The following is a 21,442-nucleotide window of genomic DNA, read 5'->3' on the forward strand; positions in this document are numbered from 1 at the left end:
TTCAAGAGTGGGCCAGACGTTGCGAGGTGCTGTGTTGCGGCGCAGCAGGGTCTTTGGCAGCGGGTTTGAGCATGAGGGTCAGCAGTACCGAAATCATCAGCGCGCCACTCATCAACAGAAACGATGCGCCCGTCGAGCCGGTGGAGCTGTTCAGGTAACCCACCAGGTACGAACCGGCAAACGAACCCAGTGCGCCCATGCTGTTGATCAGCGCCATGGCACCACCGGCCACGTTGGAGGGCAGGATTTCCGGAATGATGGCGAAAAACGGACCATAAGGGGCGTACATGCAGCCCCCGGCAATGACCAGGAGTGCGTAGGACCACCAAAAGTGTTCAGCGCCCAGCATGTAGGAAGCGTAGAACGCCACAGACGCGATCAGCAGCGGTGGCCAGACGAAGCGTTTGCGCTTTTGCATTTTGTCCGAGCCCCAGGACACCACCAGCATCGCAATCACGGCTGCCAGATAGGGCAGGGCCGAGAGCCAGCCAGCTTCGATCATGTCCATCTGCGCGCCTTGCTTGAGAATCGAAGGCAGCCACAGGACAAAGCCGTAGACGCCGATGCTCCAGCAGAAAAACTGCAAGGCCAGCAGGATAACGGCGGGCGTACGGAACGCTGCAGCGTAGTTTTTCACCGGCTTGAGGCCCACTTGCTCGGCATCCAGTGCGCTTTGCAGGTCTTGTTTCTCCTGATTGCTCAGCCATTTGGCTTCGCTTGGACGGTCATCGGCCAGGCGCCACCAGATAAAGGCCCAAAGCACTGCAGGCAGACCTTCGACGATAAACATCCAGCGCCAGCTGTAATGCTGCACCAGATAACCCGATACCACTGACATCCACAACATGGTCACCGGGTTGCCCAGGATCAGGAAGGTGTTGGCCCGCGAGCGTTCGGCACGGGTGAACCAGTGGCACAGGTACACCAGCATGGCCGGCATTACGGCGGCTTCAACCACTCCGAGGGTAAAACGGATAACAATCAGCCAGTAGGCGTTGGACACCACGCCGGTCAATGTGGCCAGGCTGCCCCAGAGGATCAGGCTGACAAAAATCAGCTTTTTCACACTGTTTCTCTGGGCGTAGATCGCCCCGGGTACCTGGAAGAAGAAATAGCCAAGAAAGAACAGCGCGCCCAGCAACGACGACAGCCCGGGAGTGATGTTCAGGTCTTCGGCCATTCCTGAGGCAGCTGCGAAACCGTAGTTGGCACGGTCAAGGTACGCCAGGCTGTAGGTGATAAACACGATCGGCATGATGTACCACCAACGACGGGCGGCGAGTTTTAGGGATTGCATAGAGGGTGCTCCTGAGCTTGTTTTTGTTTTTTCGCAGCAGGTGACAGGTCAAGCAGATAGCGGTGTTTCAAGAGGCGCGTGCAGCGCGTTGTAGTGGTTCAATTCGTCGCGGGTGGGCAGGCCTTCCATATCGCCGCGGCTCTGTACGGCGCGACTGCCAATCCAGTTGCCGCGCTGTACGGCCTCGGCAAAACCGAGATTTTCCAGCAAGGCACTGACTACCCCGACGGCAAAGCCATCACCGGCACCCACGGTGTCGATAACGTTGGCCACCGGCACAGCCGGGACAAACTGCTCAACCTGGGCGGTGCGATAAAACGCGCCTTTGGCCCCCAGTTTGATAATCACGGCTTCAGCACCCTGATCGAGATAGAAGGCGGCGATATCGGACGGGTCTTCAAAACCTGTCAGTAGCCGGCCCTCACTCAAGCCCGGCAGAACCCAGTCGGCGTGGGCAGCAAGCGCATTGATGTCGCGAATCATCTGTTGTTCGCTGGCCCACAACGATGGGCGCAGATTCGGATCGAACGACACACTGTTACCTGCTGCGCGCATCGACTTCATCAGCTCAAAGGACAGTTCATTGCAGCTGGCCGACAGCGCAGGCGGTATGCCGGTGGCGTGCAGGTGGCGGGCGCCGAACAACTGCGGGTTGAGCACGGAGCGGTCCATATGGCTGGCGGCCGAACCGCGGCGGAAGTACTCCACCTGTGGGTCGCTGCCGTCGTCAACGCGGGATTTGAACTGAAAGCCCGTGGGATGTTGCGTATCAGTGGTCACGTACTGGCAGTTCAGCCCTTCGGCTTGCAGTGCATGGCGTACAAAGCGCCCCAGGGAGTCTGCGCCCACTCGGCTCAACCAGGCGACATTGAAGCCCAGTCGCGCAAGGCCAATGGCCACGTTGCTGTCCGCCCCGGCGATGCGTTTGTGGAACCGTTCGACCAGGGCCAGATCGCCAGTTTCTTCAGCCACCAGCATGGCCATGGTTTCGCCAAACGACAGCACATCGACCTTAGACATGGCTCAACTCCTGTTGTTTTTGGCTCAAGCGCGCCAGTACGGCGACGTGTTCCTGGGTCAAGCCGTCCAGATCCGAGCCCTGCAGCGGATATTCGATGGCCCGGGTCAGACCGTGGGGCATATGGGTCATCAGGTGCTGCCAGTGCTGCAGGTCGGTGTCGGTTGGCGGTGTGGCGACCAGTTTGCCGTCCGGGCGACGGCTCACGCCTTTGCAGTGCAGATAGGTGACGTAGCGGCCCAGCAGGCGGGCTGCGGTACTGGCTGACTGATCCTGCCAGTGCCAGTTGCCGATATCGAAGGTCATGCTGATTGGCGCTTGCTGTTGTTCAACCTGATCGAAAAAACGCTGCATGGGCTCAATGCGCCCGCCGTAGGAGGTCTGGTCGTTTTCTACCAGCAGTCGTACAGGTTGCTGGTTGAGCAGGGCAGCGAGGTTTTGCAGGTCACAGTGTTCGGTGAAATAGCCCAGTGACACTTTCAGCCATTGGGCGCCGAAAGCGTGGGCGCGCTGCAAGGTGGCCAGCAGTTGGGTATTGGGCCGCGACTGCCCGGCTTCCCACAGTTCCAGTGGCGATGAGAACACGCATTCAAGCCCGTTATCCTGCACGGCCTGGCTGAATGTGGTCGGATCTTCTGTGGTCAGCAGTTCTTCGCGCAGTTCGATGCGTGACACACCGGCGTTGGCCAACACTTCAATAAAGCTGGCCTGGCCGCGCTGGCGAACCAGATCGGCACCGTAGCTCGACAAACTGATGGAAACGGGAAATGTAGTCATTGTCATTATTCTCTGAAACCGGTTTCATTTTGTTGTGCATCAAACGGCCGGTAACCGGGTCAAGGTTGTCAGCCGGTAAAGTGTCAGGCAGTCATGGGTGATCGGGTTGAGCCGCGAACAATCAATTGAGGGGCAAAATCCAGTGCCAGGGGTGCAGATTTGTCACCGCCCAGGCGTTTAAGCAGGCAGTCAAAAGCGCTGGCACCGATCTGTTGCGTAGGCTGGGCCAGGGCAGTGATGCCGTTACCCACCAGCGGGAACCATTCCAGGTCATCCAGGGCAATCAGGCCCACGTCTTCAAACAAGCGGCAATTCAAGTCGCGCAGCACTTGGGTACAAGCCAGCGCAGCCAGGCCGTTGGCACAAAATATGGCCTTGGGGCCGTGGCCGGGTGCTTGCATGAAGGACTGGATGGCAGCGCGAAGGCCTGTACCGGTTTTTACTACGGCGCCGTGCAGGGCAGGGCGCGCGGCCAACTGGCGGGTAAAACTGTCGATGCGCTCGATTCGCGAACTGGTGCCATCGACCGGCTCACTGACCATCAGCACATCGCGATAGCCCTGCTGCTCAAGATGCTCCACAGCCATGCGCACCGCGTCAGCGTTATCGAGGCCGACCAGATCGGTATGCAGTTGCTCGACTTTGCGGTCGATCAGCACGATGGGCATTTCCTGATGCAGTTCTTGCAGTGCGTCAGGGTCATGGCCAAGGGTGTTAAGGATCAATCCTTCGATATTGTAGGAGCGTAGCGCTGCCAGATGCTGACGCTCTTGCTCGTCATTACGGTCGGTATTGCACACCACCAGGTTGTAGCCGTGCAGACGGCAGGCGGTTTCGACGCCGTGCATGACGGCAATGGAGTAGGGGTTGCGGATATCGGCCACCAGCATGCCGATCAGCCGTGTGCGTCCGCGTTTCAGGCCACGGGCCATTTGATTTGGGCGATAGCCCAGGTCATTGATGGCGCGCTCGATCCGTTCGGCGATGGCTACGGAGAGCAAGGCGCGGTCTTCGCCGATAAAGCGTGACACGCTGGCCTTGGAGACGCCGGCGCGCTGGGCAACATCGAGCATGGTTACGCGGGAGCGTTGAGCTGCGGAAAAACTGTTCACGGCCTGAAACCTTTTATTGGTGTTATCGCAGGCGATTTCGCGGGTGGGCGCTGAAACCGGTTTCATGGAAACCCAAATACCCTGATGACGTCAAGTGACAATGGTTTTAGGGATACCCGGACCTGTAGCCGCTGAGGCGCGAAGCGAGGCTGCGATCGGCTGCGCAGCAGTCGTAAAACCAGGCCGCTCGACCTCTCAAGCATACCGAAATTGCCGGTTTTACGAGCGCTTCGCGCCCGATCGCAGCCTCGCTTCGCTCCTCAGCGGCTACAGCGATCAGGCAACTTGCTAGTTGCGACGCAAACTTGTCAGTTAGCGACGTTGCACATATAAAAATCGAGAAGTTGCCGTGGCGATAAAGTTATATGACGAGTGTTATATCAATCTGCTTTCGGCCCAGGTTAGAGACGAGCGGGAAGCCGTTTAATTTAACTTTTTATAATTAGACCAGGCAGTCAGTTAGTGGCCGATAACGGATAAAAAAATACTGCCGGTCAAGTATTCAATGTTTCCGGGAACTTGCGCCGTTTGCGCAAATAAGCCGTAAAAAAGTACTGGACTAAATATTTCAGGTTGTGTCAGTTTTGCTCCGCCATAAACGGCGAGTGATAGGACGATCTCGCCAAGGGGTCGTCGTGGTCTGTCAATAAACTTTCTACTGCTAAACAAGGAAATGTTTACATGTCGAAACTTAAAGAGAAAGCGGCACTGTCCGTTGGCCAGGTACAAGCGGCAAGCGCCAGCAGTTCTGCCTTCACTCAGATTGATAACTTCAGCCATTTCTATGATCGTGGTGATCATCTGGTCAATGGCAAACCTTCGCTCACTACCGACCAGGCCGCCGATCAGCTCACGCGCTCCGGCGCCAGTTGGCACGACCTCAACGGCGACGGTGTGATCAACCTTACCTACACGTTCCTCACGGCACCGCCGGTGGGTTACGCGACCCGTGGCCTGGGCACTTTCAGCCAGTTCTCCTCGCTGCAGAAAGAGCAGGCCAAGCTGTCGCTGGAATCCTGGGCCGATGTGGCCAAGGTGACCTTCACTGAAGGCGCTGCAGTCCGTGGCGGTGATGGCCACATGACCTTTGCCAATTTCAGTGCAAGTAACGGCGGTGCGGCGTTTGCCTATCTACCCAGCAGTTCGCGCAAGGGTGAGTCGTGGTACTTGATCAACAAGGACTATGAGGTCAACAAGACCCCGGGTGAAGGCAACTATGGTCGCCAGACCCTGACCCATGAAATCGGCCATACACTGGGCCTGTCGCACCCGGGTGACTACAACGCCGGCAATGGCAACCCGACCTACCGGGATGCGGTGTATGGCGAAGACACCCGTGCCTACAGTGTTATGAGCTACTGGAGTGAAAGCAACACCGGCCAGCATTTCACCAATAGTGGCGAAGGTGCTTACGCCTCTGCGCCATTGCTGGATGATATTGCGGCGGTGCAGAAACTCTATGGCGCCAACCTCGAAACCCGCGCTGGCGATACGGTCTATGGTTTCAACTCCACCGCCGATCGTGATTTCTACAGCGCGACGTCTGCCAGTTCCAAGCTGATTTTCTCGGTGTGGGACGGTGGCGGCAACGACACCCTGGACTTCTCCGGCTTTAGCCAGAACCAGAAGATCAACCTGACTGCAGGCTCGTTCTCCGATGTTGGCGGCATGACCGGCAACGTGTCGATTGCCCAAGGCGTCACCGTGGAAAACGCCATTGGCGGTTCGGGCAACGATCTGCTGATCGGCAACAGCGCTGACAATGTGCTCAAGGGCGGCGCCGGCAACGACATTATCTATGGCGGCGGCGGTGCTGATACCTTGTGGGGCGGTACGGGTTCAGATGTGTTTGTGTTTGGCGCGGTGTCTGACTCTGCGCCGGGTGCAGCCGATATCATCATGGACTTCCAGTCCGGTATCGACAAAATTGATGTATCGGCCATCACCAAGCTGGCCGGGCTTAACTTTGTCGAGGCCTTTACCGGCCGTGCCGGTGAAGCGATTGTCAGCTATGACACGGCCAGCAACCTGGGCCACTTTGCGGTCGATTTCAGCGGTCATGCCGTTGCCGACTTCCTGGTGAACACTGTTGGCCAAGTGGCAACTTACGACATCGTTGTCTAAGCCTGCCGGTACACGGGCAGCGCGCAAGCGCTGCCCTCTGCCAGGAAGCCTGAAATCATGAGTCATTTGGCATACCGTTTATTCAGGGCAGTGGGGTGTATCGCCGCACTGCTGACTTTTACCACAGAGAGCGCCATGGCCAATTCCTTGCTGTTGATGAGCCCCGCACAACTGGCGGGCAGTTGGACGTTTTACCTGCAGGGCGATGCAAAAGAGGCCTGCAAGGTGCAGTTGATTGCCGAACATAAAACCTTCAGTGCGCAAGTGAAGTGTTTGAAAACATGGTTGGGCGAAGTGCCAAAAAGTTGGTCACCAACACCGGACGGTCTGTTTCTGATGGGCGAGGATGGAACAGCACTGGTGCATATGAACCGGATTGAGCCCGGTCACTATGAAGCAAAGATCAAACCCGAAACAGTGTTGGTGATGGTGCGTGGCAATCATTAAGTTGTACTGAAATTGTAACTTCAATCGCGCGAGGCTGGGCGCCCCCTGTTAGGAGCGGCGCAAGTGCGCCTGTCAGTTTTATTTATGTGCGAAAGCCGTACTTATCGATCAAGGACGATTCATGAGGCGATTGAAAAATAGCACCGTTGCGCCGTTGATACATGCACTGGCTGACTATAAGAGCATTCTGGTCAGCGTGGGCTGCTTTACTGCCCTGATCAATATATTGATGCTGGTGCCATCGATTTACATGCTCCAGGTGTATGACCGGGTACTGTCGTCACAGAACACAACAACGCTGGCCATGCTGTCATTCATGGTGGTGGGTTTTTTCATCTTTATCGGGATGCTTGAAACGGTCCGCAGTTTTATTGTGATCCGCATCGGCAGCCAGCTGGAGCGCAGGTTCAACCAACAGGTGTACCGCGCCGCGTTCGAGCGCAACCTGTTCAGCGGCCAGGCCCACGCCGGGCAGGCATTGGGGGATTTGACCCTGATCCGCCAGTTTGTCACCGGTCCGGCGCTGTTCGCCTTCTTTGATGCTCCGTGGTTTCCCGTCTATTTGTGCGTGATCTTTCTGTTCAGTCCCTGGCTCGGTCTTATGGCGACGGCTGGGGCACTGCTGCTCATAGCCCTGGCGTGCATCAATGAGGTGATGACGCGCAAGCCCCTGAGCCAGGCCAGCCTGTACTCCCAACAATCCAGCCAATTGGCTACCAGCCACCTGCACAATGCCGAGACCATTCAGGCCATGGGCATGCTGGGTGTGTTGCGTCAACGCTGGTTTAACCTGCATTCGCGATTTCTGGCCGAGCAAAACAAGGCCAGTGACACCGGCGCAGTGATTGGTTCGGTGAGTAAAACCTTGCGCTTGTGCCTGCAGTCACTGGTGCTCGGCCTGGGTGCCTTGCTGGTGATCAACGGTGATATGAGCGCGGGCATGATGATTGCCGGTTCGATTTTGATGGGCCGTGTGCTGAGCCCCATCGATCAGTTGATCGCTGTCTGGAAGCAATGGAGCTCGGCAAAGTTGGCCTATCAACGCCTGGACAGTCTGTTGCGCGAGCATCCGCCCAGTGAAGACAACATGCAGCTGCCAGCCCCCATGGGTCAGGTGAGCTTTGAACAGGTCAGTGCGGCACCGCCGGGACAGCGCCTGCCCACCTTGCATCAGGTCAGCTTTAGCCTCAATGCCGGCGAGGTGCTCGGTGTGCTGGGTGCGTCGGGTTCGGGCAAGTCGACCCTGGCGCGGGTACTGGTAGGCGTCTGGCCGACGCTGGCGGGCACGGTGCGCTTGGATGGCGCGGACATTCACCAGTGGAACCGCGATCAATTGGGCCCACATATCGGCTACCTGCCCCAGGACATCGAGCTGTTCAGCGGCAGCATTGCCGAGAATATCGCCCGCTTTCGTGAGGCAGATCCCCGGCAGGTGGTCGCTGCGGCGCAGCAGGCCGGGGTTCACGAGATGATTTTGCGTTTGGCGCAAGGTTACGACACGGTTCTGGGTGACGAGGGCAGCGGCCTGTCGGGCGGGCAAAAGCAGCGGGTCGCTCTGGCGCGTGCCTTGTATGGCAATCCGCGGCTGGTGGTGCTGGATGAACCCAACTCCAACCTCGATGCCGTCGGTGACGCAGCCCTGACCCGGGCCATTGCTCACCTCAAGGCGCAGGGCTGCACCGTGGTGCTGGTGACGCACCGTTCGGCGTCGCTGGCCCAGGCCGACAAACTGCTGGTACTCAATGAAGGTCGTTGCCAGGTGTTCGGGCCAAGTGCCGAGGTGCTCAAAGCCTTGTCCGGGGCCCAGCAGCAACACGCCGCGCCGCAGGCGGCCAGTATCAACCGTCAGAGTGCTGAAGCATGAGCAAGGACGCTGGATTGATGAATGACCACAATCAACCACCCGTGCGCGAGCGCGGGGCGGGATTTTACGTGCGGGCAGGCTGGGTGCTGACCCTGGTCGGGGCGGGCAGCTTTTTTCTCTGGGCCAGCCTTGCACCGCTGGACGAAGGCATACCGGTACAGGGTACGGTGGTGGTCTCGGGCAAGCGCAAGGCAGTGCAGTCGTTGGGGGCCGGGGTGATGAGCCAGATTCTGGTGCGCGAGGGCCAGACAGTACTTCAGGGCGAGGTATTGTTTCGGCTGGACCAGACCCAGGTTGAAGCTGACGTGCAATCCTTGCGCGCGCAGTACCGCATGGCCTGGGCCAGCCAGGCGCGCTGGCAAAGCGAGCGTGACAACCTGGCACGGGTGAGTTTTGCGCCGGAATTGAGTCTGGACCCTGACCCACGGCTTGCCCTGGTACTGGAGGGGCAGCAGCAGTTGTTCAGTAGCCGGCGCGAAGCCTTTGCCCGTGAACAGGCCGGGCTCAAGGCCAGTGTCGAAGGCGCAACCCGGCAACTGGACGGTATGCGTCGTGCGCGCAGCGATCAAATAGCGCAGGCCGACTCCCTGCGCCAGCAGTTGAGCAACCTGCGCCCCCTGGCTGAAAAAGGTTATATCCCGCGCAATCGCCTGATGGAATACGAGCGGCAGCTGTCACAGGTGCAGCAGGATCTGGCGCAGAACGCCGGTGAAAGCGGGCGTATCGAGCAGGGTATTGTGGAGTCGCGGCTCAAACTGGCGCAGCACATCGATGAATATCAGAAGGAAGTGCGTAGCCAACTGGCCGATGCCCAGCTCAAAACCCTGACCCTGGAGCAGCAACTGACTTCGGCCGGGTTTGACCTGCAGCACAGTGAAATCTCTGCGCCAGCTGATGGCATCGCAGTCAACCTCAGCGTGCATACCGAAGGCGCGGTGGTGCGGGCGGGCGAAACCCTGCTGGAGATCGTGCCGCAGGGCACACGCCTTGAGGTCGAGGGACGCTTGCCGGTGCATCTGGTGGACAGGGTGGGCAGCCAGTTGCCAGTGGATATTCTGTTTACGGCATTCAATCAAAGCAGCACACCGCGTGTGTCGGGGCAGGTCAACCTGGTTTCCGCCGACCAGTTGCTCGATGAAAAAACCGGCATGCCGTACTACGTGCTGCGCAGTTCGGTGAGTGATCAGGCGCTGGAGAAACTCAACGGGTTGGTGATTAAACCTGGCATGCCGGCCGAGATGTTTGTACGCACGGGCGAGCGTTCGCTGCTCAATTACCTGTTTAAACCGCTGCTGGATCGCGCAGGGTCTGCGTTGACTGAGCGCTAGGATGCTGCCATTTATGAAAACAGCTTCGATGTTGGGCCTGGGCCTCGCGCTGTGGGCGGGCCTCGCAGCCAGCGCACAGGCACTGGGGCCGTTTCAGGTATATGAACAGGCCTTGCGCAATGATCCCGAGTTCCTCGCCGCGATCAAGGCGCGGGACGCGGGCCTGGAGAGTCGCAATATTGGTCGTGCCGGGCTGCTGCCCAAACTCTCGTACAACTACAACAAAGGCCGCAATAACTCCCAGGCCACCTATTTGAATGAGCGTGGCAATACCCACGACGACCGTAACTACAACAGTTATGGCTCGACCTTGACCTTGCAGCAGCCATTGATCGATTACGAGGCGTACGCCAATTATCGTAAAGGTGTGGCCCAGTCGCTGTTTGCCGATGAGACATTTCGCAGCAAAAGTCAGGAACTGCTGGTGCGGGTGCTGACCCATTACACCCAGGCGTTGTTTGCGCAAGACCAGATCGACAATGCCCGGGCCAAGAAAAAAGCCTATGAGCAGCAGTTTCGGCAAAACGAGCACATGTTTCGCCAGGGCGAGGGCACCCGCACCGACATTCTTGAAGCCGAGTCGCGTTACGAGCTGGCCACTGCCGAGGAAATCCAGGCCCATGACGAACAGGATGCGGCCTTGCGCGAGCTGGGCGCGTTGATTGGCGTGGCCACCCTGGATATCGATGAGCTGACGCCATTGACCCGCAGTTTCAGCTCATTGCCGCTGGAACCGGGGAGTTTCTCGAGCTGGCATGAAATGGCACTGGAGAGTAATCCGATACTGGCGTCGCAGCGTGAGGCGCTGGAAGTGGCAAGGTACGAAGTTGAGCGCAACCGGGCAGGGCATCTGCCCAAACTCAATGCCTATGCCAGCGTGCGAAAGATGGAATCCGACAGTGGCAACACCTACAACCAGCGCTACGACACCAACACCATCGGCATTGAAATCAGTGTGCCGCTGTATGCAGGGGGCGGGGTGTCGGCCTCGGTGCGTCAAGCCAGCAGCAATCTGGCCCAAGTGGAGTACGAGCTGGAAGGCAAAACCCGTGAAACCCTTATCGAACTGCGACGCCAGTTCAATGCCTGCCAGTCGGGCGTGAGCAAACTACGGGCTTATCAAAAAGCGCTGATTTCAGCCGAGGCGCTGGTCGTATCGACCCGTCAGAGCATTCTGGGCGGGGAGCGGGTCAATCTCGATGCGCTAAACGCCGAGCAGCAGCTGTACAGCACGCGGCGTGACCTTGCGCAAACCCGTTACGACTATCTGCTGGCCTGGACCAAGCTGCATTTTTACGCAGGCACCCTGGGCGCACAGGACCTGGCACGGGTCGATGAAGCGTTTATCGCGCCGGGGCAAGCATATTGATTTGATCAACGAAGAGAGAAAAACCATGGCAGTGTTTGACTACAAGGATGTGGGTTCCAGCGTATCGGCAACACAGTTCAAGGATGCGATGGCAATCATGCTGTACAGCTATCACAACCTGGACAACGGCTTTGCCGTGGGTTACCAGCAACATGGCCTTGGCACCGGGCTGCCTGCCACACTGGTCAAGGCCTTGCTCGGCGGTACCGATGCCCAAGGGGTAGTGCCGGGGATTCCCTGGAACCCCGATTCGGAAAAGCTTGCCCGCGAGGCGGTCGAAAAAGCCGGGTGGACCCCTATCAGTGCAGAACAGTTGGGCTACACAGGCAAAGTCGATCAGCGCGGGACTTTTTTTGGTGAAAAAGCCGGCTACGGCACTGCCCAGGTGGAGATCCTCGGCAAGTACGCAGCCGATGGCCAACTGACTTCCATCGGTATCGGTTTTCGCGGCACCAGCGGACCGCGTGAGTCGCTGATTAGCGATTCCATCGGCGATGCCATCAGCGATTTGCTGGCAGCGATCGGGCCTGCCGATTACGCTAAAAACTACAGCGCCAACGCGTTTGACATGCTCCTGGGCAAAGTGGCGACCTTTGCCAGCGCGCAAGGGTTGAGCGGCAGCGACGTACTGGTCAGTGGCCACAGCCTTGGCGGCCTGGCCGTCAACAGCCTGGCAGACCTGAGTGGCGATCATTGGGCGGGGTTTTATCGCGACTCAAAGTACATAGCCTTTGCTTCACCCACCCAGAGCGAAAGCACCGACAACGTGCTCAATATCGGCTACGAGAACGACCCGGTGTTCCGTGCCCTCAATGGTTCGGATTTCAATCTGTCGTCGCTGGGCGTGCATGACGCGCATCAGCCATCCGCCACCAACAATATTGTCAGTTTCAATGATCACTACGCTTCCACGGCGTGGAATCTGATGCCCTTTTCGATTGCCAATATTTCGACCTGGATCACCCACTTGCCCAGTGGCTATGAAAGCGGCATGACGCGGATTTTCGACTCGGCGTTTTATGACCTGACCGAAAAGGACTCGACCATTGTGGTCGCCAACTTGTCCAGTCCGGCACGGGAAAACACCTGGGTGCAGGACCTCAATCGCAACGCCGAACCGCACAAGGGCAGCACCTTTATCATAGGCAGCGACGGTAATGACTTGATTCAAGGGGGACGCGGCAATGACTTCCTGGAAGGTCGCGACGGCAATGACACCTTCCGTGACAGTGGCGGCTACAACATCATTCTGGGTGGCAAAGGCGTCAATACGCTGGACTTGCAAAAATCGTTGAGCGGCGTGGATGTGGTCAATGACGGGCAGGGCGCCTTGTATGTGCGCGATAGCCACGGCGGGATCACTATTGCCCGTGATATCAGTTTCCTGATAACCGAAGAGCCCGCCTGGCTGGGCCTGACCCACCGCGAAGTCAGCCATCGAGTTGATGATCAGGGGCTGTGGGCCGGCAAAGACCGCACTGATTACACTCACTCGGTCAAGGCAGGGGCTGCGGACAGTACCCTCACGGCCGGTGAGCAGGGTGACTGGCTGCTGGGGCAGGGCGGCAACGATCACTTGATCGGTTTGCACGGCAATACGGTGTTTGTTGGCGGCGCAGGCAATGACTTGCTGGAGTCGGCAGGCGGTAATAACACCTTTGTGTTCAGCGGCCATTTTGGCAACGACACGCTGCTGGGCTACCAGCCCAGTGACAAGTTGGTATTCCTGGGGGTGGATGGTGGCTACAACGCGGACTACCGGGCCCATGCCAGCGCGACGGGGCATGACACCGTGCTCAGCTTTGGCAGCGACTCGGTGACCCTGGTGGGTGTAGGGCTGGCCTCCCTGGCGAGCACGGACATTGTCATCGCCTGACGGCGAGTTGCAAGGGGCAAGCTTCAAGCGTGCTGCTTGTCACTTGCCGCTTGCGGTTGCCTCTAAACCTTAAACTGACGTAACAGCCCATTGAGCTGCACGCTGAGCTCCTTGAGGTGGGCACTGGCAGCGCTTGATTGCTCTGCCGCCAGGGCGGTGCCTTGGGACAGTTCGGCGGCCTGGGTCACATTCAGGTTGATGTCTTCCACGACATGGGCCTGTTGCAGGGTAGCGCTGGCTATCGAGGCATTGAGGTCGTTGAGGTTGCTCAGGGCCTGGCCGATGCTGGTCAGGCTCTGCCCGGCCTGGGTGGCCTGTTCGATGGTCAGCTGGGAGGCGCGACTGCTGCTGCCGATCACGTTGACGGCGGCTTCCGAGTGTTTTTGCAGGCCTTCGATCATGGTCTGGATTTCGGCCGTGGATTTTTGCGTGCGCTGGGCCAGTAGTCGAACCTCGTCCGCCACCACCGCAAAACCCCGACCCTGCTCACCGGCGCGGGCTGCTTCGATCGCAGCGTTGAGGGCCAGCAGGTTGGTTTGCTCGGCAATCGAGCGGATCACTTCAAGCACGCTGCCAATTTCGCTGCTTTGCGTGGCCAGGGTGCGGATCACCTCGACGGCCTGATGGATGGTGGCAGACAGCTGGCCGATCTGTTCCAGGCTGGTATCGATATTCTGCTGTCCAAGCTCGGCTTGTGACTGCGCACCGCGCATTTCGCTGGCCGCGTGCTCGGCGTTTTTCGCCACATCTTGCACGGCGCAGGTGACTTCGTTGATCGCCGTGGCCACCTGATCCATTTGCAGGGCTTGCTGCTGGCTGCGCTGTTGCGCGGCGCTGGCGTCACTGCCCAGTTCCGTGGAGGACTGGTCGAGTGCCGTGGCAGTGGCCTGTAAATGGCTGATCACATTGCGCAGCTTGGCGGTAAAGGCATTGAAATGATGGGCCAGTAAAGTGACCTCATCACGGCCGTGGGTATCCAGGCTTCGGGTCAGGTCGCTTTCACCACTGGCGATATTGGCCATGGCCTGCACGGCCTCTTGCAGCGGTCGCACGATGCTGCGAGCAATCAGGGTCACCAGCAGCGCCATGATCAACGCGATGCCAAGGCCAGCCCAACTGGCTTTCCAGGCTTGAGCGCGGAACTCGGCCTGCATGTCGTCGATATACACGCCCGAGCCTATTACCCAGCCCCACGGCTCGAACAGTTGTACATAAGAGGTTTTTTGCACAGGCGCTTCGGCGCCCGGTTTTGGCCAGCGGTAGTCCACCATGCCCGAACCTTTGCTTTTGGCCAGGCTGGCCATCTCGTTGAAAATCGCAAAGCCGTCCGGGTCCTTGATGGCCGACAGGTCTTTGCCATCGAGTTTGGGGTTGGTGGGGTGCATGACCATATAAGGGCGCAGGTCATTGATCCAGAAATAATCATCGTGGTCATAGCGCAGCTGGCTGATCACGGTCAGCGCCTGCTGTTGCGCGGCTTTACGGCTCAAGCTGCCGGCAGCTTCCAGGCCCTGGTAATAGTTGAGTACCCCGCTGGCCGCTTGTACCACGTGCCGGGTTTTCTGGGCTTTACCTTCATACAAATCGTCATGTATCTGTTTTAGCATCAGCAATCCCAACGCCAGCAGCATGGCCATGGCCACAATCAAGATCAGCCATAAACGTCGGCTGATGGATAACCCGCGCAGGGTATTCATAAAGGCTCACTCCTGGTTTTTCTTCTTGTGGTGATTCACAGAACAACTTTTTTCAGACTTGCCTGTCAGACGAGACCGAGCTCATGTCATAGCAGCGAAAGTGGAACGTGTCTGATAGGATCTCGGCCGAAATTGGCAAAGCTTCATCTTTATTGATTTCTGACAGTTTTTTCACAGCGCGTCGGGGCGCATGTCGCACTTTTGTCCTGCTCCGGAGCCGTGGCTGCAACACCTTAATCAAGACTAATCAGCTCTGCATGAGGCAGGGCTTTATGGGGGAATAATGGATCTTTGGACTGCCGCTCAGGCGTTGATTTTGGGCGTCGTTGAAGGCTTGACGGAGTTTTTGCCGATCTCGAGTACGGGCCACCAGATTATTGTGGCCGACTTGCTCAACTTTGGCGGCGAGCGGGCGATGGCATTCAACATCATCATCCAGCTGGGTGCGATTTTGGCTGTGGTCTGGGAGTTTCGCCGCAAGATCATCGATGTTGTCGTTGGTTTGCCCACCAAGCCCGAGGCACGTCGTTTCACCACCAACCTGATTATCGCGGTGATGCCGGCGGTGGTGCTGGGGGTGATTTTTGCCGATGTGATCCACGAGTACCTGTTCAACCCGATTACCGTGGCCACGGCCCTGGTGATTGGCGGGGTAATCATGCTGTGGGCCGAGCGCCGCCAGCATGTGATTCGCGCTGAAACCGTGGACGACATGACCTGGAAAGACGCGGTGAAAATCGGCTTTGCCCAGTGTCTGGCGATGATTCCCGGCACTTCGCGCTCGGGTTCGACCATTATCGGCGGCCTGCTGTTTGGTCTGTCGCGCAAGGCGGCCACCGAGTTCTCATTCTTCCTGGCCATGCCGACCATGGTCGGTGCTGCGGTTTACTCCGGCTACAAGTACCGTCATCTGTTCCAGCCTGACGACCTGCCAGTCTTCGCGATCGGTTTTGTCACCTCGTTTATCTTCGCCATGATCGCAGTACGCGCCTTGCTGAAGTTTATTTCCAATCACAGCTATGCCGTTTTTGCCTGGTATCGTATTGGTTTTGGCCTGTTGATCCTGGCCACCTGGCAGTTCGGCTGGATTGACTGGACGGCAGCTGCAGCGTGAGGAATGGGCATAACGGCGCACCGGTGCGTGGCTTGAAGCTCAAGTTGCTGGTATTGCTAGTGCTGTGCGCCTTGCCGATGGGTGGCTCGGTGAGCGTGTTGCTCACCGGGGGCAGCCCGCTGCCGTTGCTGGCCTATGCAGTGGCCAGCCTGCTGGCGTTCGGCCTGTACCGCTACGACAAGCAACAGGCAGCGGCTGGCCAGTGGCGCACGCCGGAGAAAGTATTGCACGGGGTTGAGCTGCTGGGCGGTTGGCCAGGGGCACTGGTGGCGCAACAAATGTTTCGCCACAAAACCCGCAAATTGTCTTATCAGCTGTTGTTCTGGTTGATTGTGGCTGTGCATCAGGTGGTATGGATCGACGTCCTGTTCCTGAACAGGTCGTTTCTCCAGTTGTTGCGGTTACAGCAGTAAACCGATCTGACGTTTTTTCGCCAGTTTTCCCACCACCAGTTGGTGGGAACGGCGCAACAGGTCCTGCAGCTCTTCAGCGCCCATCGGATAAGGTGCTTGCATATTGATCCAGTACGCTCGCGCCAGATAAGGCGACGGGCGTATACCCGGCCGATCGATGTAGCCCAGAAACAGTTCTTTCTCGACCTTGAACGAAAGCCCGTTGCTGTTGAGGTTGAACAGGGCAAACATCTTGCTGTCGTCGATAAAAAAAACCTCGACCCCACCCCATTTCACTGCTTCCTGAGCGCCCGGCAGGTTTCGGCAGAATTCGGCTACATCCTGTTTGGTCATTGCGGTCATAGCAGTTTGTCTCCACAGCTTTCGAATGACTCAACCAGGTGGTCGATCCAGGCCCGCACGGCCGGTATCACCCCGCGTCTGTGGGGGTACACAGCGTGCAGCCAGCCACCGGGCAGGGTCCATTTGGGCAATAGTTGAACAAGCTGGCCGTCTTGCAGCTCCTGCTCGCAATACATCATGGGTAACACGGTGAAACCCAGGCCGGCCAAGGTGCAAGCTTTGCGCACGATAAAATCGTCAACCCCCAGGCGTGCTTCAAGCACCAGGTTGCAACCCTTGCCGTGCTCATCGAGCATGCGCAAGTGAACCATGCGATCGGCCTCGAGCGCGCCCAGCAGCGGGATTTTTTTCAGGTCTTCAGGGCTATCAACCGGCCAATTACGGGCAAACTCGGGGGTGGCTACCATCACGGTGCGGGCCTGACGCAGGCGCCGTGTGACCAGCGACGGGTCTTCATCGCCTTCTTCACGCACCCGTAAGGCCACATCGATGCCGTCGGTGACCAGATCGACGCGACGGTTGAGCAGGTTGACCTCCAGCTGCACCAGGGGATAGGCCTGCAGAAAGGAACTGATCACCCCGGGCATAAATTCATGGGCCAGCCCCACGGGGCACGACACACGCAAGGGGCCGCGTGGCTCGCTGGACATGCTGGCAACGGCTTCGTCGGCCATTTCGGCTTCCAGCAACATGGCCTGGCAATGGCGCAGATAACGCTCGCCCACAGCGGTCAGCTTGAGCTGACGTGTGGTGCGCTGCAGCAAGCGGGCGCCCAGACGCTCTTCAAGTTCGGCCACGCGCCGCGACAGACGTGACTTGGGGATGCCCAGCAATCGTCCGGCAGCAGCGAAGCCACCGGATTCGACCACCTTGGCGAAATAGTAAAGGTCGTTAAGGTCTTGCATGGCGTGCTCACTGTCCTGCAGGTGGGACGAACTATCGCATAATGGCCAACTTATCGTCGATTGCTTTCATTGGTAGTATCCCTCCATCGAGATCGCCCAGAGGCGGTCATCATCTGGAGATCACCATGAAACTGTTGCATATCGATTCGAGCATTCTGGGCGACAACTCGGCATCCCGTCAGTTGAGCAGCGAAGTGGTCAAGGCATGGCAGGCTGCTGATCCACAAGTAGAGGTCAGCTACCGCGACCTGGCCGCTGAAGCCATTGAACATTTCTCGGCCGCCACCCTGGTGGCTGCCGGTACTCCGGCCGAGCTGCGTGATGCGGCACAAAAACACGAAGCCCAGTTGAGTGCTGACACCCTGGCCCAGTTTCTCGCGGCTGACGCGGTGGTGATTGCAGCGCCGATGTACAATTTCACCATTCCAACCCAGCTCAAGGCCTGGATTGACCGCATCGCAGTTGCTGGCCAGACCTTTCGTTATACCGAAGCCGGCCCTGTAGGGCTGTGCGGCAACAAGAAAGTAGTAGTGGTATCGACCTCCGGTGGCCTGCATGCGGGTCAGGAAACCGGCGTAGCTCACGAAGATTACTTGAAAGTGATGCTGGGCTTCATGGGCATTACCGACGTCGAATTTGTCCGCGCCCACGGCCTGGCCTATGGCGACGAGGTACGCAGCAAAGCCATGAGCGATGCACATGCGCATATCAAGCAGGATCTGTTCAGCGCAGCGTAAGCAATCTCAGGCGCAGCACTGTCTAAACTCTGTATTCTGGTCTTTGTAAAAGGATCGGGGTACGGAGTTTTTTGCGTCTGGCCCGGGTTGTGCAGAGTGTGATGCTGTCGAGCAATGCACCGTTGAAGGTGAGCCTCCATGATGCGTCTGTGTGCGGTACTGGTGTTGTTGATCGCAGGTTGCCCTGTCATGGTGCAAGCTGAGCCCGTATACCCCTGGAGCGTGGGTTTTCATCGCCTGAGCTTTCTCGATCCGCTGGACGATCAGCCCATGCGCGCCATTGCCTTTTATCCTTCCACGGATCCCGAAGGCGTCAGCAAGATGGGCAGCTACGAAGTGCAAGCCACCGAAGGCGCGAAAATCGCCATGGGCCGTTATCCGCTGCTGATGCTATCCCATGGAAACACCGGCACGCCACTGGCGTTGCATGACCTGGCCACCTCATTGGCGCGCAAGGGGTTTGTAGTAGTCGCCGTGCTGCACCCTGGCGACAATTACAAGGATCACAGCCGTCTGGGCACACTGAGTAACCTTTATGGGCGGCCGATGCAAATATCTGCTGCACTCAGCGCGACTCTGGCCGATCACGATTTGTCACCCTATGTGCAAGACGATCAAGCAGGGGTCATCGGTTACTCGGCAGGGGGCGAAACGGCGTTGATCCTGGCCGGCGCCCAGCCTGACCTGGATCGACTGCGCCGCTATTGCCAGGAACGCCCTGAAGACCGTGATGCCTGTACTACCAAGGGCGAGTTGATCGCCGATCGTGATGACTTGGTAGCTGTCTCGGACCCTCGCGTAAAAGCCCTGTTGCTGATGGCGCCTTTGAGCCTGATGTTCGGCCGGCAAACCCTGGCTGATGTGAATGTGCCTGTGCTGCTGTACAGCGGTGACAACGATCAGTTGGTATTTCCCGATAAGAATGCCGATGCCCTGGCGCGCAAGCTGCCCGTGGAACCTGAGTTCAAGATGATCCCCGGTGCCGGGCACTTCGTCTTCATGGCGCCCTGCAGCGACGAGCAAATGGCGGTTATGCCCGGTTTATGCACGGATGCTCAAGGGGTTGATCGAGAAGACATCCATCGTGACCTGATTTATGAGGCGGGGAGGTTTTTCAGCAAGGTCCTGGAACCTGCAGCACAGGGCAGAACCGCTTCAACCGACCACCAGACTTGCCCTGTTGGCCGGTTGGGCGCACGCCACTGTTAGTTCTATTTTTGCGCGGCTTCAAGTTGTTTGATACGCGCATCCATTTCGCGCACTGATTCGATCAGGGGGGCGACAAGTTTCTCGTAGTCGACGCGTAACTGATTGTTATCCTCGCGCACCAACTGCGGATAAACTTTTTGTACGTTTTGGGCAAGAACGCCGATATCTTTACGGTCACCGTCCTTCCAGTCGAAAGTTACGCCCTGAATTTGCAGTAACGTGTCAGTGGCATTTTTCATTGGCTGAATATTGGTTTTAAGGTTCGCATCACTGAACGGGCAGCACGGCCATCCCGGCGGGAAGTCATAAAAATCTTTGGACTCCGCGTGGGCTGTTGCTTGCAGGCCCATGAACAAAAAAGGTACTGCCATTATCGTTAGATACTTTTTCATATGATACTCTGCAGTGTTATCCAAAATAATTGGTATTACAGCGCAGAAAATAATATCCCTAAGTGCTCTTCGCACAATGATGGCTAAACGATTTAACTTTTTCCGATTATTACTGAGCGTAATCAGTTCGCCATGTCAGAAGAAGTTTTAACGCGTTTTTCGGTTTGACAACCAAACGCTCAACAGTAATCCCAGAATGCACATCACCGCTGCACTGAAGAATATCCACGGGTACCCCATGTTCAGCGCAATAACCCCCATGATCGGCCCCGCGATGGCCAGAGCCAGGTCAAAAAACACGGCATAGGCACTTAGCCCGGCGCCGCGGCTGGAAACAGGCACTTGCTTGACCGCTTCGACACCCAGGGCCGGGTACACCAGGGACAAGCCAAAGCCGGTCAACCCTGCCCCTGCCAGGGCAAATGCGGTGCTGGGTGCCAGCCACAGCATGACCAGCCCCAGCGTTTCGATGCTCATGCAGGCAATCGCCACGTTGTAGCCACCAAAGCGGCTGATGCTGTTGGTAAAGATCAGGCGGCCCAGGATAAAACACACACCAAATACTGACAGGCAATACGCAGCCCCGTCCCAGCCCTGGTCAATATAAAACAGGGTGATAAAGGTGGTCAGCGTGCCATAGCCAATAGAGGCCAGGGTCAGGCTGATGCCATAGGGAGCAATCAGACCAAACACTGACCAAAAGGGCAGGCGCACGCCAGCGACCGCCGGGATTGCCGGTTTTTTGCGAATCAGCCCCAAGGCTGCCAGCGCCAGCAGCAACAGGGTTACACCCAGCATGGCAAAGCCCAGCCGGTCGACCATCACCACGCCCAGAGGCGCGCCAATGGCGATCGCGCCATAGGACGCAATGCCATTCCAGCCGATAGCCCTGGCGGTATGTTGAGATCCCACCTGGGCAATGCCCCAGGTGATGGTGCCGACACCGATCAGGCCCTGGGCAATGCCGAGAAATACCCGGCCGACAATCAAAACGCCCAGGCTCAGCAGTGGCCAGTCTTGCAGCGCTACGGCCAGGGACGTGAGCACGCCGCTGATGGCGATGCCGGTCAAGCCATACACGATGGCGGGCTTGGTGCCGATGCTGTCGACCAGTCGCCCGGCTGAGGGGCGGCTCAGCAGGGTGGCCAGATACTGCGACGCAATGGCCAGCCCTGCGACGATCGCACTGAAGCCCAGTTGGTCATGCACATAGCTCGGCAAAACGGCTATCGGCAAGCCAATACAGATAAAGGCAATAAAGGTGTAGAACACGATCGACAGGATCTGCAGGGTGATCGACAGGGAGCTTGCAGGGGAAGGGTGTTGCGCGGGCATTAGCGGGGAGTCCGGCTGGCGATCGGTAACCGACATGATGGCGCGGCCCCGGGATAAAAGAAAGCAGGCTAACGGTAATATTGGCC

The 21,442-nt window shown here is 58.0% G+C and carries 19 protein-coding genes; 10 read left to right on the forward strand and 9 right to left on the reverse strand.

Features of this window, described 5'->3' with window-relative positions:
• Position 1: 1 nt before the first annotated feature.
• The 4 genes from EQV96_RS00950 to EQV96_RS00965 all read right to left on the reverse strand — a co-directional run bounded on the left by EQV96_RS00950 (position 2) and on the right by EQV96_RS00965 (position 4,204).
• On the reverse strand, positions 2–1,297 hold the full coding sequence (locus tag EQV96_RS00950; RefSeq protein WP_095018532.1) for an MFS transporter: 1,296 nt from the start codon (positions 1,295–1,297) through the stop codon (positions 2–4).
• 48 nt (positions 1,298–1,345) lie between these two features.
• Entirely contained in the window at positions 1,346–2,317 is a 972-nt protein-coding gene (locus EQV96_RS00955; protein WP_095026224.1) for a sugar kinase, read from the reverse strand.
• Entirely contained in the window at positions 2,310–3,092 is a 783-nt protein-coding gene (locus EQV96_RS00960; protein WP_095000149.1) for a TIM barrel protein, read from the reverse strand. Before EQV96_RS00960 ends, EQV96_RS00955 begins: the two co-directional genes overlap by 8 nt.
• Before the next feature lie 83 nt (positions 3,093–3,175).
• A complete protein-coding gene (locus tag EQV96_RS00965) occupies positions 3,176–4,204 on the reverse strand; it encodes a LacI family DNA-binding transcriptional regulator (protein ID WP_095018558.1) in 1,029 nt (342 codons plus the stop codon).
• Positions 4,205–4,885: 681 nt separating this feature from the next.
• Here EQV96_RS00965 and EQV96_RS00970 point away from each other — a divergent pair.
• The 6 genes from EQV96_RS00970 (at position 4,886) to EQV96_RS00995 (ending at position 13,212) form a co-directional block, all read left to right on the forward strand.
• Positions 4,886–6,328, forward strand: a complete 1,443-nt coding sequence (locus EQV96_RS00970; protein ID WP_095038912.1) for a serralysin family metalloprotease — start codon at positions 4,886–4,888, stop codon at positions 6,326–6,328.
• Between the two features lie 135 nt (positions 6,329–6,463).
• On the forward strand, positions 6,464–6,775 hold the full coding sequence (locus tag EQV96_RS00975) for an AprI/Inh family metalloprotease inhibitor (RefSeq protein ID WP_176464969.1): 312 nt from the start codon (positions 6,464–6,466) through the stop codon (positions 6,773–6,775).
• A gap of 121 nt (positions 6,776–6,896) precedes the next feature.
• Positions 6,897–8,639 carry a type I secretion system permease/ATPase gene (locus EQV96_RS00980; protein ID WP_138737961.1) on the forward strand — a complete coding sequence of 581 codons (1,743 nt, stop codon included), beginning with the start codon at positions 6,897–6,899 and terminating at the stop codon, positions 8,637–8,639.
• Positions 8,636–9,967, forward strand: coding sequence for an HlyD family type I secretion periplasmic adaptor subunit (locus tag EQV96_RS00985; RefSeq protein ID WP_276616734.1), 1,332 nt, complete (start codon positions 8,636–8,638; stop codon positions 9,965–9,967). Before EQV96_RS00980 ends, EQV96_RS00985 begins: the two co-directional genes overlap by 4 nt.
• 13 nt (positions 9,968–9,980) lie before the next feature.
• Positions 9,981–11,336: a TolC family outer membrane protein gene (locus tag EQV96_RS00990; protein ID WP_095018559.1), complete on the forward strand. Its 1,356-nt coding sequence runs from the start codon at positions 9,981–9,983 to the stop codon at positions 11,334–11,336.
• A 25-nt stretch (positions 11,337–11,361) separates the two neighbouring features.
• Positions 11,362–13,212: a polyurethanase gene (locus EQV96_RS00995; RefSeq protein WP_240881576.1), complete on the forward strand. Its 1,851-nt coding sequence runs from the start codon at positions 11,362–11,364 to the stop codon at positions 13,210–13,212.
• 62 nt (positions 13,213–13,274) lie between these two features.
• Here EQV96_RS00995 and EQV96_RS01000 read toward each other — a convergent pair whose 3' ends face one another.
• Positions 13,275–14,909, reverse strand: coding sequence for a methyl-accepting chemotaxis protein (locus EQV96_RS01000; RefSeq protein ID WP_240881065.1), 1,635 nt, complete (start codon positions 14,907–14,909; stop codon positions 13,275–13,277).
• A 283-nt stretch (positions 14,910–15,192) separates the two neighbouring features.
• Here EQV96_RS01000 and EQV96_RS01005 point away from each other — a divergent pair, with 283 nt between their 5' ends.
• Together EQV96_RS01005 and EQV96_RS01010 are read left to right on the forward strand one after the other, a co-directional pair.
• Complete coding sequence (locus EQV96_RS01005; protein WP_095019896.1) at positions 15,193–16,023, forward strand: undecaprenyl-diphosphate phosphatase; 831 nt, start codon at positions 15,193–15,195, stop codon at positions 16,021–16,023.
• Positions 16,020–16,436 (forward strand): DUF1294 domain-containing protein, encoded by a 417-nt coding sequence (locus EQV96_RS01010; protein WP_095000156.1) that lies wholly within the window; start codon positions 16,020–16,022, stop codon positions 16,434–16,436. Before EQV96_RS01005 ends, EQV96_RS01010 begins: the two co-directional genes overlap by 4 nt.
• Here EQV96_RS01010 and EQV96_RS01015 read toward each other — a convergent pair.
• Together EQV96_RS01015 and EQV96_RS01020 are read right to left on the reverse strand one after the other, a co-directional pair.
• Entirely contained in the window at positions 16,425–16,769 is a 345-nt protein-coding gene (locus EQV96_RS01015; protein WP_095018561.1) for an MmcQ/YjbR family DNA-binding protein, read from the reverse strand. The two genes, EQV96_RS01010 and EQV96_RS01015, sit on opposite strands and share 12 nt — an antisense overlap.
• Before the next feature lie 5 nt (positions 16,770–16,774).
• Positions 16,775–17,683: a LysR substrate-binding domain-containing protein gene (locus EQV96_RS01020; protein ID WP_095000157.1), complete on the reverse strand. Its 909-nt coding sequence runs from the start codon at positions 17,681–17,683 to the stop codon at positions 16,775–16,777.
• Positions 17,684–17,808: 125 nt separating this feature from the next.
• On the opposite strand from EQV96_RS01020, the gene EQV96_RS01025 reads away from it, so the two are divergent.
• Positions 17,809–18,420 (forward strand): FMN-dependent NADH-azoreductase, encoded by a 612-nt coding sequence (locus EQV96_RS01025; protein ID WP_095000158.1) that lies wholly within the window; start codon positions 17,809–17,811, stop codon positions 18,418–18,420.
• A 138-nt stretch (positions 18,421–18,558) separates the two neighbouring features.
• Positions 18,559–19,629, forward strand: coding sequence for a dienelactone hydrolase (locus EQV96_RS01030; protein ID WP_138737964.1), 1,071 nt, complete (start codon positions 18,559–18,561; stop codon positions 19,627–19,629).
• A 2-nt stretch (positions 19,630–19,631) separates the two neighbouring features.
• Here the strand turns inward: EQV96_RS01030 and EQV96_RS01035 are convergent, their stop codons facing one another.
• Positions 19,632–20,021: a tail fiber domain-containing protein gene (locus EQV96_RS01035; RefSeq protein WP_240881066.1), complete on the reverse strand. Its 390-nt coding sequence runs from the start codon at positions 20,019–20,021 to the stop codon at positions 19,632–19,634.
• A 147-nt stretch (positions 20,022–20,168) separates the two neighbouring features.
• The gene (locus EQV96_RS01040) at positions 20,169–21,356 is read right to left on the reverse strand and encodes an MFS transporter (protein WP_095000161.1); all 1,188 of its coding nucleotides are present in this window, start codon (positions 21,354–21,356) and stop codon (positions 20,169–20,171) included.
• Between the last annotated feature and the right edge of the window lie 86 nt (positions 21,357–21,442).

It is taken from the genome of Pseudomonas sp. TMW22080 (assembly GCF_022496745.1).
Lineage (GTDB): Bacteria > Pseudomonadota > Gammaproteobacteria > Pseudomonadales > Pseudomonadaceae > Aquipseudomonas > Aquipseudomonas bubulae.

Bases quoted from the DNA above. Each gene is read 5' to 3' on its own strand.
- EQV96_RS00950 (WP_095018532.1), bottom strand. From the start codon at position 1,297: ATGCAATCCCTAAAACTCGCCGCCCGTCGTTGGTGGTACATCATGCCG.
- EQV96_RS00955 (WP_095026224.1), bottom strand. From the start codon at position 2,317: ATGTCTAAGGTCGATGTGCTGTCGTTTGGCGAAACCATGGCCATGCTG.
- EQV96_RS00960 (WP_095000149.1), bottom strand. From the start codon at position 3,092: ATGACTACATTTCCCGTTTCCATCAGTTTGTCGAGCTACGGTGCCGAT.
- EQV96_RS00970 (WP_095038912.1), top strand. From the start codon at position 4,886: ATGTCGAAACTTAAAGAGAAAGCGGCACTGTCCGTTGGCCAGGTACAA.
- EQV96_RS00975 (WP_176464969.1), top strand. From the start codon at position 6,464: ATGGCCAATTCCTTGCTGTTGATGAGCCCCGCACAACTGGCGGGCAGT.
- EQV96_RS00980 (WP_138737961.1), top strand. From the start codon at position 6,897: ATGAGGCGATTGAAAAATAGCACCGTTGCGCCGTTGATACATGCACTG.
- EQV96_RS00985 (WP_276616734.1), top strand. From the start codon at position 8,636: ATGAGCAAGGACGCTGGATTGATGAATGACCACAATCAACCACCCGTG.
- EQV96_RS00990 (WP_095018559.1), top strand. From the start codon at position 9,981: ATGAAAACAGCTTCGATGTTGGGCCTGGGCCTCGCGCTGTGGGCGGGC.
- EQV96_RS00995 (WP_240881576.1), top strand. From the start codon at position 11,362: ATGGCAGTGTTTGACTACAAGGATGTGGGTTCCAGCGTATCGGCAACA.
- EQV96_RS01000 (WP_240881065.1), bottom strand. From the start codon at position 14,909: ATGAATACCCTGCGCGGGTTATCCATCAGCCGACGTTTATGGCTGATC.
- EQV96_RS01005 (WP_095019896.1), top strand. From the start codon at position 15,193: ATGGATCTTTGGACTGCCGCTCAGGCGTTGATTTTGGGCGTCGTTGAA.
- EQV96_RS01015 (WP_095018561.1), bottom strand. From the start codon at position 16,769: ATGACCAAACAGGATGTAGCCGAATTCTGCCGAAACCTGCCGGGCGCT.
- EQV96_RS01020 (WP_095000157.1), bottom strand. From the start codon at position 17,683: ATGCAAGACCTTAACGACCTTTACTATTTCGCCAAGGTGGTCGAATCC.
- EQV96_RS01025 (WP_095000158.1), top strand. From the start codon at position 17,809: ATGAAACTGTTGCATATCGATTCGAGCATTCTGGGCGACAACTCGGCA.
- EQV96_RS01030 (WP_138737964.1), top strand. From the start codon at position 18,559: ATGATGCGTCTGTGTGCGGTACTGGTGTTGTTGATCGCAGGTTGCCCT.
- EQV96_RS01035 (WP_240881066.1), bottom strand. From the start codon at position 20,021: ATGAAAAAGTATCTAACGATAATGGCAGTACCTTTTTTGTTCATGGGC.
- EQV96_RS01040 (WP_095000161.1), bottom strand. From the start codon at position 21,356: ATGCCCGCGCAACACCCTTCCCCTGCAAGCTCCCTGTCGATCACCCTG.